Raw genomic sequence first — 12,549 nt, 5'->3', positions numbered from 1 at the left:
CTTTGCAAACGAGTAGATAAGCAAAGGGGCGCATTAAGCGCCCCTTTGTATTGATAAACTTACCGGAACGGTGGGGAATACTGCAGGCCGCCTTCAGTCCACAGCGCGTTCAGACCGCGTGCCAGACCGATTGGGGTGCTTTCACCGATGGTTTTCTCGAAGATTTCACCGTAGTTGCCTGTCGCAGCAATTGCTTTCACGAAGCAATCAGGTGCGAGTGTCAGCATTTCGCAGAGGTTGCCTTCGGCACCCAGCATACGGTTGATGGATGGGTTATCTGTACCCGCTGCCAGCTCAGCAACGTTTGCAGATGTCACACCCAGCTCTTCCGCTGCAACCAGAGAGTTCTGTGTCCAACGAACCACGTCTTCCCACTCGTTGTCGCCGTGACGTACTGTTGGGCCAAGCGGCTCTTTAGATACGATTTCTGGCAGAATGAGATATGCGGATGGGTCTTTCAAAGACGCACGAACGCCAGCCAACGCGGATGCGTCAGTTGTGTAAACGTCGCAAGCACCTTCTTCAAACAGCGCTTTCGCTTCTGTTGTGCCGCCCACTGGAAGTGGCGTGTATTCCATGCTGTTTGCACGGAAGAAGTCCGCCAGGTTCAGCTCGGTTGTTGTACCGGTTTCGATACAAACGGTCGCGCCTTCCAGTTCTTTCGCGGATGCAACACCCAGTTCTTTTGGAACCATGAAGCCCTGACCGTCGTAGTAGTTGATACCGACGAAGGATGTCTTCAGGTCAACGTCACGAGAGAAAGTCCATGTGGTTGTACGATACAGAACGTCAACCTGGCCCGCAGACAGCGCTGTGAAGCGGTTCTTGGAGGACAGTTCTACGTATTCAACGGCATCAGCGTCGTCAAAGATCGCTGCGCCCAGTGCGCGGCAGAACTCAACGTCGAAACCTTGGTGGCGACCTGTAGAGTCACGAGAGGAGAACCCCAGCGTACCTTCAGTCACACCACAGTTGATCTTGCCGCGCGCTTTTACGTCATCCAGCGTGCCAGCTGCAGCAGCCATAGCAGACACAGATGCGATTGCAGCTGCGCCAAAAATTACGGATTTTTTCATTTTTACCTCTTCCTGAGTTGCCGCTTTTTTGCGGCAAGGCACCGATCTCACAAGCAATCGGTCATTTTTTGTAGCCGATAGGAAACTTTACCGATCGGTGAGGTAAGTTTGGTTTGAATCATCTAGAAAGGTCAAGGGCTTGATCACCGAATTTGATCAATAATTTAATTTGCCAAAATTTTAGCTCTCAAATTGATCTAAGCAGCTTTAAACACGGCATAATTCAAAGTTTTTTTGTGCTTGTAAGAACGCCGCTTTCTTTATTTCTGCAAGCTCATGGGCTTCGTCATCGCGCCCCCATTGTTCTTCTTGCCAGCGTTCGTCCAAACGAGACAGGGACCAAAGCTCTTCATTTGGTCTCAATTTTTCCACTGCTGCAAACCCGAGAATCAGCGAACCAGAAAGCGACACAAGGTCATGAAAAGCCGCCAACTCAAAATTAGAAAAGCGATGAGTGCGCTGGCGCAAACGCTCTAACGTGTTCGCATCCTGAGTCTGGAACATGACCCCTTGCACCGGGATCAGCCGCGCATCAAGCGTATCGGCAGCCCAATCTAGAATTGGATCCCACAACTCTGCCTGACGCTGCGCCAGTTCCTGAGGGTTGTCGGCTCGGTAGCATAGCAAGTCTGTACCGCCATATTCCGCCAACATGTCAGCAACCTCTGCATGCTGCAAAGCCACCTTATCAAGGGCCGCATTGACCCAACGCGTGACAGGCATAGACAAAGGATCAATTTCGTCGACTTGCGCATCCCACTCTGCTGCAATGGCGTCTGCAATTGCTTTTGTCGGCGCCACAACCGGTGTCTTTGCAGGCGTTTTCAACCCACGGCCATCTAGCAGAACGGCAAAACCAGCCTCAGTTTCCGAAACCGTGGCGTCTTTCCAGAATTTCTTCTTCGTGTTCCAGCCCGCCATGGGACTACCTCCAAAGTTCTTCGAGTGCGTTTTCTAAGTCAGTAAAGCGATCGATCACTATATCCGCTGCCGCCAGCTCATTTCGATCATGATAGCCCCAGCTGACGCCGATTGCCTTAAAGCCGGCGGCCTTCGCCATGTCCATGTCAAAGCTGGTGTCGCCAATCATCACCGCTTGATCAGCGGACACGCCTGTATCCGCAAGGCATGCTGACAGCATTGAGGGATGTGGTTTCGACGGATGGTGATCTGCCACTTGCTGCGTGAAAAAGTACCGTTCCATGTCGTAGGCTTGAAGCACTTTGTCCAATCCACGACGGGACTTCCCGGTCGCGATCCCCAGCAGGGTTTCAGGCTGCGCATGCAGCCCTGAAACGGCAGCCAAAGCGCCATCAAAAAGCGGCATATCATCTTGCGGTGTGCCGCGTTTGCGCAGCTCCATGAAGGCATTTTTGTACCCATCCACCAGCTCGGCATGGACTGCTGGCGATTGAGCTGAAGCCAATCGCGGCATGATGATTTCAAGGGAAAGACCGACCAACGGTAGCACGTCTTCACGAGCTGGGGCAGCAAGACCCTGCGTTTCAAAGCCTAGAGTCATCGCGGCCATGATCAGTCCCTGACTGTCGATAAGCGTGCCGTCTACATCAAAGACAACGAGCTTCAAATCGCTCATTGCAGCTCCTCAAACGGATCTTCCGCGGCCATATCCGGGGTCCAGTCAAAGGTCTCAAATGTATGCGCAATATGCTCCGGCAATGGCGCATGCACGGTCAGAATTTGTTTACTCACCGGGTGCTCAAAGCTGATGGTGCGCGCATGCAGGTGCAGCTTCTTGGAGATAATCCCCCCAAGCTGCGCCCCCCAGCCATCACCCAAGTTCTCTTGCCCAGAGCCACCGTATTTGCCATCGCCAATGATCGGGTGACCGATCTCAGCCATATGCGCCCGCAGCTGGTGGGTGCGGCCCGTAATCGGCTCCATCGCCACCCAAGAAGCGCGGCTCGCGACCCGGTAGAGCGTTGCGTATTGGGTGATCGCCCGTTTCGCACCGGGTGTAGACGACACGTCGCGCGGATGCACCGCCAGCATCTTTTCGCCTTCACCGCGCTTCCCGTGACCCGCAGCTTTCACCAAACCGTACTTGATCTCACCAAGATATGGCGTGGGAACGCCGGCCACGACTGCCCAATAGATCTTACGCGTCGCATGGTGGCGGAAAGCAGTGGTCAACTCTGATGCCATCTTGCGGCTGCGGGCCAATACCAAAACACCCGAGGTATCTTTGTCCAACCGATGCACTAGGCGTGGTTTTTCTTCATAGCCAAACTTCAGCGCTTCGCTTAGCCCATCCACGTGGCGGGTCTGTTTACTGCCCCCTTTGGTCGGCAGCCCCCCCGGTTTGTTCAAAATGATAATGTGATCATCCCGGTAGATCACACAGGACCGGATCATCTTTTCATCTGCGGCAGAGATGTGCACTGCGCCGCGCGGCTTTGGCTCAGGCGCTTTATCTGGCAAAGGTGGCACGCGCACGTTTTGGCCTTCGGAAAGTCGCGTCGCCGGTTTCACACGCCCACCATCAACGCGCAACTCGCCTTTGCGGCACATCTTCTCAATGCGGATTTGATTAAGCTGCGGAAACGTCATCTTCAGCCAACGGTCCAAGCGCATGTCTGCGTCATCAGCGGACACAGTCAAATTTTGTACACCACTCATGCGAACATCCCCCGTGCAACCCAAAGGCCCAGCGCCAAAGCTGCAATTGAGCCGATAACCGAAATCAAAATATATGCCACCGCTGCTCCAGTCTGGCCACGCTCAAACAGCGTAACAGTCTCAAGCGAGAATGCCGAAAACGTCGTAAATCCACCCAAGAACCCGGTCATCACCAAGGGACTCAAATGGGTCAAACCGCGTTTGGCGGCCATCACAACAAAAACACCCATCAAAAAAGACCCGATAACATTCACGGTGATCACGCCCATTGGGAAACCCGCCCCCACCAGACGCACAACGCCCAGCCCGGTCAGATACCGCAAAACCGCGCCCAAAGCGCCGCCAAAGGCCACATATATCAGGTTTAAAAACATCGGCTGCCTCTCACCCGCCCCTGCCCCTTTGTCAAGCGCAACAGCCTCCCATTCACCTTTGTTAAAATACTCTGGGGTGAAAGCGCGACAGCGCTGAGGGGCAAAGCCCCTAACTACCCGACCTTTTCGCGCGCAGTTTCGCAAAATACTCAACGCGCTTTTTGAGGTCCCGCTCAAACCCGCGTTCAACAGGTGTGTAGTAATCTGGACGCTTCATGCTATCGGGAAAATAATTCTGCCCAGAAAACCCATCTTCTGCGTCATGATCATAGGCATAGCCCGCGCCATAGCCCTGATCCTCCATCAACCGCGTTGGCGCATTTAGGATGTGTTTCGGAGGCATCTCGGACCCGGTTTTCTTCGCCCCCCGCCGCGCTGCCTTGTAGGCTGCGTAAACCGCATTGGATTTCGGAGCCAATGCCACATAGACCACTGCCTGAGCTAGCGCGAGTTCGCCTTCTGGCGAGCCAAGCCGTTCATAGGTTTCCCAGCTTTGCAAACAACCCGCCTGTGCCTGTGGGTCGGCTAGTCCGATGTCTTCCACCGCCATACGTGTCAAACGTCGGGCCAGAAAGCGGGGGTCTTCGCCTCCCTCTAACATACGCGCAAACCAATAAAGCGCCGCATCCGGATCAGACCCGCGCACAGACTTATGCAAGGCAGAAATCAGATTGTAATGCTCTTCGCCGGATTTGTCGTATTTCGCCGCCCGCTTCATCAAGCGCCCTGACAGTTGATCCGCAGTCAGTGGCGCGTCGACTTTCCAAGCAGCCACTTGTTCGATGAGGTTGAGCAGCGCTCGGCCATCCCCATCAGCCATCTCAAGCAGCGCCGTACGTGCACCATCATCAAGCGGCAGTGAGACACCCAGTTCACCTTCTGCCCGTTTTGCCAAACGTTCCAGATCTTCGGGACCAAGACGCTCTAGCACCAAAACCTGCGCGCGGCTCAAGACAGCGGCATTCAGCTCAAAGCTCGGGTTTTCCGTTGTCGCCCCAACCAGCAAGATCGTGCCGTCTTCCATATGGGGCAGAAAACCATCCTGCTGGGCTTTGTTGAACCGATGGATCTCGTCCACGAAAAGCAATGTGCCCTGCCCATTCTGACGCCGAATTTTTGCTGCTTCAAAAACCTTCTTCAGGTCGGGAATCCCAGTGAAAATCGCGCTGATTTGCACAAAATGCAGATCGGTTTCTTGCGCCAAAAGCCGCGCAATGGTGGTTTTACCCACACCGGGCGGCCCCCAGAAAATGAGCGAGCTCAGAGAACCGGATGACAACATCACGCCCAACGGAGCCTCGGGTCCCAAAACTTGGGATTGGCCAATCACATCGCCAAGAGACTGAGGCCGCAACCGATCCGCAAGCGGGCGCGGCGCGTTTTGTGCAAGGGGTAGCGGCGCAGAATCCGCGAACAAATCAGACATGTTTACAGTCTAAAGCGCAAATTCACCCGACGCGATCCCCGTTGCACCAAAATGCTGACACGACGTGGCACCTCGCGAAGCGCAGCTTCGACGTCAGATGTTCTCTCGATGACGTCTTCGTTGATCTGAAGAATAATGTCGCCAGCGCGCAACCCGACCCGCGCACCTAGATCTCCTGGGCTTTCGACCACAACACCTTCTGCGTTGAGCGCCAATCCGATTTCAGCGATCAAAGCCGGGTTCACGCGCGACACGGTCATGCGCGGCAAAACCGTTTGTTCCGAGGTCTCAATAGTCTCACGATCAGGACTGTTTGGCGGCGCTATTAGAGCAACGTCAATCGCGCCCGGCTTACCGCTGAGGATGCCCGCCATTTCAGCTGTGCCGCCAAGTCCCGCGACAGACATGCGGAAAATCATCTCCGCTCCGTTGGTAACCGGCTGCCCGTCTACCGCCAGGATGACGTCGCCGGGGTTGATCCCGGCCGCCAAAAATGGGCTTGCTGGATGAAGGTCGGAAATCAAAATGCCGCCCGGCCGATCCAGTCCAAGGCTCTCGGCAATATCAGCATCTACTGGCTGTCCCGATGCACCAGCCCATGGCTTTTCAAATCGGTCATTTCCCGCTTTCGCCTGTTCCACAAAGGCGGCGACGAGGTTGGCGGGGATAGCAAAACCAATACCATTACTGCCGCCAGAACGGGTCAAGATACGCGTATTGATCCCGATCAGGTCTCCATTCACGTCGATCAACGCACCGCCGGAGTTGCCCGGATTGATTGGTGCGTCGGTCTGAATGAAATAGCCCTGCCCGGTCCCTGCGGCCGCGCCGGTGCGCGCGAGGCCCGAAACGATGCCGCTCGAAACGGTCTGCCCGACACCGAAGGGATTGCCGATGGCCAGCACAAGCTCCCCCACCTCGACGCTATCACTGTCACGCAATGGCAGATGCGGCATGTCTTCTGGGTCATCCAACTGCAAGATTGCCAAGTCATTGGCCTCATCAGACAAAAGAACCTGAGCCGTAAACTCGCGCCGATCATTCAGCACAACACGAATGTCCGTCGCCATACCAACCACGTGGTAGTTGGAGACAACAATACCGTCTGAGGAAAGGATCACCCCGGACCCGAGGGAGTTCTGCACCCGTGGCCTTGCAGTGCCAAAATCCCGAAACAGGTTTTGAAAGAATGGATCGCCGCTAAACGGGCTTTCGCGCACTTCGACGACACGCTTCGCGTAGATGTTCACAACTGCCGGTCCGGTTTGCTTGACCAGCGGTGCGAAACCCAGCTGGATTTCTTGCTGGTTTTGGGGCACGCGGGTTTCAGCAAAACCCAGCGTTGCGACGCTAAGCAATAGACACGTAAATGCGGCTCTAAACATCGAAAGTCCTTTTGTTGGCACCGTGCCAAAAGATATGCTTAGCCCCCGTCGGCAATGCAAGGGGCTGCTCTCCTCCTTCGCCTACAGTCAGATTGCCACAGGGCTCTAGACCCGTTTTGAAACAGCACTATCTTAGGGTCACAAGTAAGTGATGAGATAGAGATGGCTTCTGCCCCAAAAACCCGTGCTTTGTATAATGGGGACTGTCCGGTCTGCAGCGCGGAAATGTGCCACTACGAGGCATACTCGGAGTCCGAAGCGTTAAATCTGGGTTTTGAAGATTTAAATAAGATCGACCTGTCAGAATGGGGCGTCACCGAAGACCAAGCGACGCGTTTGCTTCACGTCATCCATGAAGGGACGCTTTACGTGGGCTGGGATGCCTTTTTGGCCCTTTGGTCTCAGATGCCACGTTATAAATTGGCTGCGCGTATCGGTGGATGGCCGGTCATTTATCAAATTGCAAAATGGGGATATACCCACGTGGTTGCGCGCGTGATTTATAACCGTCATCAGCGCCGAAAGGCACAAGGGTTGATTGGCGCGGAGTAAGCAAAGGGGCTTTGCCCCTCAGCGCGATTGCGCTTTCACCCCAGAGTATTTTTACAAAGGTGAAGACGGGTTTAGTCTTTAGTGGCTGCACGGCCATAACCGGGGCGGCCAGTGCCACTTTGGGCGACGTCGAAGTTCCAGACGATGGCCATATTGGTAATCAACGCGCCGATAAAGGAATAGAGAAGCTGCGACGGGTTTAGGACCAGCGCAGATGCGGCGAAGACCAAAGCATCTACTGAAAGCTGAAACCAACCGGCCTTAAAACCTGTTCGCTGCTCAAGCATAATACCGAGAATTGTCATCCCACCGGCTGAGGCATTATGCCTGAAGATCGCGATCAGGCCGGCGCCACTGCAAGCGCCGCCTGCGATCGCGGCCACCAAAGGGTCGAGTTTTTCGAAGAGAACCAGTTCGGCCAAAACCTGAGATAAAACTGAAATACCAACCACAACAATAATGGTTCGGGTGGCAAAGACCGCACCGCGTTTGACCCAAGCCAGCACCAGAAACGGAATGCCAATTAGGAAAAACAATGGACCGAAGCCAATTGAAAGGACGTAGGACAACAGCAACGCGATCCCTGCTGTTTGGCCCGTCACAAGACCTGCGGCTTTCAAAAAAACCACGCCAAGGCTTGTCATAACAACCCCAAAGGCCAAGCCCTGGAGGTCAAAAACAGACATGGGTTTTACCAAAGCATCTCTCCAAGTTTCCGTCGGGAATACCAAGCCTTTACACCGCTAGATTCAAAAGAAAAACCCCTACGGAACGACCTGCTGGCCTACATTGTATTCAGTTTTGGATCGCTTTTGCCTGTGCACCAGGAGATTTTTCGCGCCTGAGAAAGTGGGCATAATCCTTGACAGGTCCACGGATTGCCGCCAACTTTGCCTTAAATGAACAATCGTTCATTTTATGGGGGAATTCATGCTCGAACGTAAGTCCACCGTATCGGAAATGGCCAGCGCATTCAGATGGCAAATCCCAGACCTCTATAACCTAGGGGTCGATATCAGTGATCGGCCTGCAGAGCGTTGGCCTGACCGGGTCGCCATCGTGGATGTGGCAGAAACTGGCGACACCCGGAAAATTACATTTAGTGACCTTAAGTGCGATTCAAATCGATTGGCGCAGGGCTTGCAGGCGGTGAGTAAAGTTGGGGACCGCATTGCAGTCTTTCTCCCACAATCGATCGAAACCGCCCTTTGTCACATCGCAATCTGCAAATCTGGCTGTATCTCACTGCCGCTCTTTTGCCTCTTTGGCCCAGACGCCCTGCTGCATCGATTGAAGGACGCAGGTGCCCGGGTGATTGTAACGGACCGGCAAGGCCTGAAGAAGATCAATCAAATCCGCGCCGAATTACCTGCACTTGAGCGGGTCTATTGTGTCGATGGAGAGGCCCCGGATGCCCTAGATTTTGCTGATCTCTTGGTGGGTAGCGGCGCAGATTTCAAACCGGCCCAAACCAAAGCTGATGACCCTGCCCTTTTGATCTACACCTCAGGAACCACTGGAAACCCGAAAGGGGCACTTCACGCCCACCGGGTGCTTTTGGGCCATCTTCCTGGGGTGGAAATGAGCCACAACTTCTTCCCGCAACCAAAAGACGTAATCTGGACACCGGCGGATTGGGCTTGGATTGGGGGTCTTTTGGATGTGCTGATGCCTGCGCTACACCATGGGGTGACCGTCATCGCGTGCCGCTTCAAGAAATTCACCGCCAAAGCAGCTTTCGATTTGATGGAAAACCATCATGTGACAAGTACTTTTCTACCGCCCACGGCATTGAAAATGATGCGCGCTGACGAGAGCATTCAAAAAAGAACGCTTTCACTACGTTCGGTAGCGAGCGGCGGCGAGCCTTTAGGCGCGCCACTTTTGGAATGGGGACGCAAAGCGTTGGGCGCCGACATTAATGAGTTTTACGGGCAAACCGAATGCAACATGATCGTTTCCTCTTGTTCTGAACTGGCGCCCTCGGAACCGGGCATCATGGGATTCCCTGTGCCGGGTCACGTTGTAGATGTCCTTGATGAGCAAACCGGTGTTTCACTTCCCATCGGTGCACCAGGCGATATTGCCGTCCGCGCTCCGGACCCTGTGATGTTTCTTCGATACTGGAATAACCCGGAAGCAACGCAACAGAAGTATCGCACCGTTGACGGCGTGCAATGGCTACTGACGGGTGACAAAGGCACCAAAACTGAAAGCGGTCGCATTGCCTTTTTGGGGCGCGATGACGATGTCATCAACTCGTCGGGCTACCGTATCGGGCCAGCTGAGATTGAAGATTGCTTGATCACGCACCCAAGTGTGGTTTTGGCAGGTGTCGTCGCCAAACCTGATCCGATCCGCGGTAGCATTGTCGCGGCCTATGTCCAGCTAGCGGCAGGTGTGACAAGGGGCGAGAGCTTAGCGGAAGAAATCAAACTACACGTTAAATCAAGGCTAGCAGCCTATGAAGCGCCAAGGATAATCCGGTTTGTTGACGCAATGCCCACGACCACGACAGGGAAAATCATCCGCGCGGAGTTACGCAAATTAGCGGAAGCGGAAGCGCATGCAGAACGATAATGGACCCGTACTCGTCGAGGTAAGCCAAGGCATAGGGACCCTCACTCTCAACCGTCCCAAACAACGCAATGCCGTAAACCCGGCGCTTTGCGACGCCATGCGTAGCGCACTGGGTCAGCTAGAAAACGACCCAAATGTGCGCGTAATTATTCTTAAGGGAGCGGGGCCGGTGTTCTGCGCTGGAATGGATTTAGCAGCGTTTCAGAATGGAGAAGGTGAGCGCATTCTGTTTGGCCCCGGTGGGTTTGCGGGGTTTGTTAGGCGTGCTCGCCGCAAACCAGTCATTGCTTCGGTTCAGGGGGCCGCATTGGCGGGCGGGTTTGAGCTGATGTTGGCTTGTGATTTGGTCGTGGCCGAAACGGGTGCTGTCTTTGGTCTGCCAGAACCCAAGCTCGGCTTGATTGCCGGTGGTGGTGGCGCGCTACGCCTTGCCGCGCGGCTTCCACGAGTGTTGGCCAATGAAATATTGCTAACCGGCGGACAATTTAGCGCCGATCAGATGCTGGCTTGGGGCCTGATCAACAAGGTTGCGCACAAAGACGCGTTAACTGAGACAACAGAACATCTCGCTCGACAAATTGCGGCCAATTCTGCCCAGTCCACCGAAGACACATTGCGCATCGCAAACGCAGCAGCACTTGATCACGAGAAACTTCCTTGGGAATTAAACGATACTTTGCTGAAAGACCGGTTCAAATCCACGGATGCGAAAGAAGGAACCAGCGCCTTCTTGGAAAAGCGAGCGCCAAACTGGACCACATAAAGAAAAACCCCCGCTCTTTCGAGCGAGGGTCATCAAACACCTGAGTGTTTAAGAATTATTCTGCAGCCGCTTCTTCTTCGACCAGACGCGCTTTGTCAGCTGCGCCTTTTGCGTCTTTGTCGCGCTCTACGAATTCGATGATCGCCATTGGCGCCATGTCACCGTAGCGGAAGCCCGCTTTCAGAACGCGGATGTAACCACCCTGACGCTCTGCGAAACGTGGGCCAAGCACTTCAAACAGTTTTGCAACGTGCTTGTCTTGCTTCAGTTGAGCTGCGGCCTGACGGCGCGCGTGCAGGTCGCCGCGCTTGCCCAGAGTGATCAGTTTTTCAACGATCGGGCGCAGTTCTTTTGCTTTTGGCAGGGTTGTTTTGATCTGCTCGTGCTCGATCAGGGAACCAGCCATGTTTGCGAACATCGCTTTGCGGTGCTCGTGTGTCCGGTTGAGGCGACGGTAGCCTTTTGCGTGACGCATAATTTCAATCCTTCTTTGTGCCTTTGGTCAGGCGATGCTTTGTCTGGCTTCCGATGCGTGTCGGTCGCTCTCCTTGGGGCAGGATTGCCCTTGTTTTCCTCGCTACCTGCGAGCATTTGGCGGGCCACTTACATGCCCCGCCAGAATTGTTCAAGACGCTCTTAGAATGCGTCTTCGAATTTCTTCGCCAGATCTTCGATGTTGTCCGGTGGCCAGTCCTCGACATCCATGCCTAGGTGCAGACCCATGCCAGACAGCACTTCTTTGATTTCGTTCAAAGATTTGCGGCCGAAGTTCGGTGTGCGCAGCATTTCTGCTTCGGTTTTCTGGATCAGATCGCCGATGTAAACGATGTTGTCGTTCTTCAAGCAGTTTGCAGAACGCACAGACAGTTCCAGCTCGTCCACTTTCTTCAGCAGAAGTGGGTTGAACTCGAGACCATCGTCTTCGTCCTGACGGCCAGCCGCTTCTGGTTCGTCGAAGTTTACGAAGATAGACAGCTGGTCCTGCAGAATACGTGCTGCGAATGCAACCGCGTCTTCTGGCGTGATGGAGCCATCTGTTTCGATCTTCATGGTCAGTTTGTCATAGTCCAGAACCTGACCTTCACGGGTCGGCTGAACGTCATAAGACACTTTCTTGACCGGAGAGTAGATCGCATCGATTGGCATCAGGCCGATTGGTGCGTCTTCTGGCTTGTTCTTGTCTGCGGACACATAGCCTTTGCCAGTGTTTACAGTCAGTTCAACAAACAGATCCGCGCCGTCGTCCAGGTGGCAGATGACATGGTCTTTGTTCAGAACTTCGATGCCCGCGGAGTCAGAGATATCACCCGCAGTCACTGCACCTGGACCTTTTGCATTGATGGAAAGACGCTTAGGGCCTTCCACTTCCATGCGCAGAGCAACCTGCTTCAGGTTCAGGATGATGTCGGTAACGTCTTCACGAACGCCCGCGACAGAAGAGAACTCGTGCAGAACGTTGTCGATCTGTACGGATGTGATCGCTGCACCTTGCAGAGAGCTCATCAGAACGCGGCGCAGCGCGTTACCCATAGTCAGACCAAAGCCGCGTTCCAGCGGTTCAGCAATAACAGTTGCTTGGCGTGCAGGGTCGTTGCCCGGCTTGATTTCAAGCTGGGTTGGCTTGATCAATTCTGCCCAATTTTTGTGGATCATGCGTCCCTCCATTCCTGTCAAACCCCCATGATCAATCAGGGTCCAACTCCCGAGGTTTCAAAATGACGAACTGGGGCCGTGAAAAAACACGCGGCCCCAG

13 protein-coding genes are annotated in these 12,549 nt (G+C 54.3%); 3 read left to right on the top strand and 10 right to left on the bottom strand.

What is annotated here, in order from left to right:
• Window positions 1-59: 59 nt before the first annotated feature.
• The 7 genes from TA5113_RS00795 to TA5113_RS00765 all read right to left on the bottom strand — a co-directional run bounded on the left by TA5113_RS00795 (window position 60) and on the right by TA5113_RS00765 (window position 6,901).
• On the bottom strand, window positions 60-1,076 hold the full coding sequence (locus TA5113_RS00795) for an amino acid ABC transporter substrate-binding protein (protein WP_058313912.1): 1,017 nt from the start codon (window positions 1,074-1,076) through the stop codon (window positions 60-62).
• A 207-nt stretch (window positions 1,077-1,283) separates the two neighbouring features.
• The gene (locus TA5113_RS00790; RefSeq protein WP_058313857.1) at window positions 1,284-1,997 is read right to left on the bottom strand and encodes an ATP12 family chaperone protein; all 714 of its coding nucleotides are present in this window, start codon (window positions 1,995-1,997) and stop codon (window positions 1,284-1,286) included.
• Between the two features lie 4 nt (window positions 1,998-2,001).
• Complete coding sequence (locus TA5113_RS00785) at window positions 2,002-2,673, bottom strand: HAD-IA family hydrolase (RefSeq protein WP_058313858.1); 672 nt, start codon at window positions 2,671-2,673, stop codon at window positions 2,002-2,004.
• Window positions 2,670-3,716, bottom strand: coding sequence for an RluA family pseudouridine synthase (locus tag TA5113_RS00780; protein WP_058316572.1), 1,047 nt, complete (start codon window positions 3,714-3,716; stop codon window positions 2,670-2,672). The genes TA5113_RS00785 and TA5113_RS00780 overlap by 4 nt, the downstream gene beginning before the upstream one ends.
• Window positions 3,713-4,090 carry a fluoride efflux transporter CrcB gene (gene crcB, locus TA5113_RS00775; protein ID WP_058313860.1) on the bottom strand — a complete coding sequence of 126 codons (378 nt, stop codon included), beginning with the start codon at window positions 4,088-4,090 and terminating at the stop codon, window positions 3,713-3,715. Before crcB ends, TA5113_RS00780 begins: the two co-directional genes overlap by 4 nt.
• 109 nt (window positions 4,091-4,199) lie before the next feature.
• On the bottom strand, window positions 4,200-5,516 hold the full coding sequence (locus TA5113_RS00770; RefSeq protein WP_058316571.1) for a replication-associated recombination protein A: 1,317 nt from the start codon (window positions 5,514-5,516) through the stop codon (window positions 4,200-4,202).
• A gap of 2 nt (window positions 5,517-5,518) precedes the next feature.
• Entirely contained in the window at window positions 5,519-6,901 is a 1,383-nt protein-coding gene (locus tag TA5113_RS00765; protein WP_058313862.1) for a trypsin-like peptidase domain-containing protein, read from the bottom strand.
• 162 nt (window positions 6,902-7,063) lie between these two features.
• On the opposite strand from TA5113_RS00765, the gene TA5113_RS00760 reads away from it, so the two are divergent.
• Window positions 7,064-7,453 (top strand): thiol-disulfide oxidoreductase DCC family protein, encoded by a 390-nt coding sequence (locus tag TA5113_RS00760; protein WP_058313863.1) that lies wholly within the window; start codon window positions 7,064-7,066, stop codon window positions 7,451-7,453.
• Between the two features lie 71 nt (window positions 7,454-7,524).
• On the opposite strand, the gene TA5113_RS00755 is transcribed toward TA5113_RS00760, so the two are convergent.
• On the bottom strand, window positions 7,525-8,139 hold the full coding sequence (locus TA5113_RS00755) for a YitT family protein (protein WP_058313864.1): 615 nt from the start codon (window positions 8,137-8,139) through the stop codon (window positions 7,525-7,527).
• A gap of 244 nt (window positions 8,140-8,383) precedes the next feature.
• Between TA5113_RS00755 and TA5113_RS00750 the strand changes: the two genes are divergently transcribed.
• Both TA5113_RS00750 and TA5113_RS00745 read left to right on the top strand, forming a co-directional pair.
• The gene (locus tag TA5113_RS00750) at window positions 8,384-10,033 is read left to right on the top strand and encodes an AMP-binding protein (protein WP_058316582.1); all 1,650 of its coding nucleotides are present in this window, start codon (window positions 8,384-8,386) and stop codon (window positions 10,031-10,033) included.
• The gene (locus TA5113_RS00745; RefSeq protein ID WP_082625787.1) at window positions 10,020-10,796 is read left to right on the top strand and encodes an enoyl-CoA hydratase-related protein; all 777 of its coding nucleotides are present in this window, start codon (window positions 10,020-10,022) and stop codon (window positions 10,794-10,796) included. Before TA5113_RS00750 ends, TA5113_RS00745 begins: the two co-directional genes overlap by 14 nt.
• Before the next feature lie 55 nt (window positions 10,797-10,851).
• Here the strand turns inward: TA5113_RS00745 and rplQ are convergent, their stop codons facing one another.
• A complete protein-coding gene (rplQ, locus tag TA5113_RS00740; protein WP_058313866.1) occupies window positions 10,852-11,271 on the bottom strand; it encodes a 50S ribosomal protein L17 in 420 nt (139 codons plus the stop codon).
• Window positions 11,272-11,432: 161 nt separating this feature from the next.
• A complete protein-coding gene (locus TA5113_RS00735) occupies window positions 11,433-12,449 on the bottom strand; it encodes a DNA-directed RNA polymerase subunit alpha (RefSeq protein WP_058313914.1) in 1,017 nt (338 codons plus the stop codon).
• Between the last annotated feature and the right edge of the window lie 100 nt (window positions 12,450-12,549).

The organism is Cognatishimia activa (assembly GCF_001458335.1).
GTDB lineage: Bacteria > Pseudomonadota > Alphaproteobacteria > Rhodobacterales > Rhodobacteraceae > Cognatishimia > Cognatishimia activa.
The sequence above is the reverse complement of the archived record's forward strand: the minus strand, read 5'-3'. Positions and strand labels throughout refer to the sequence as shown.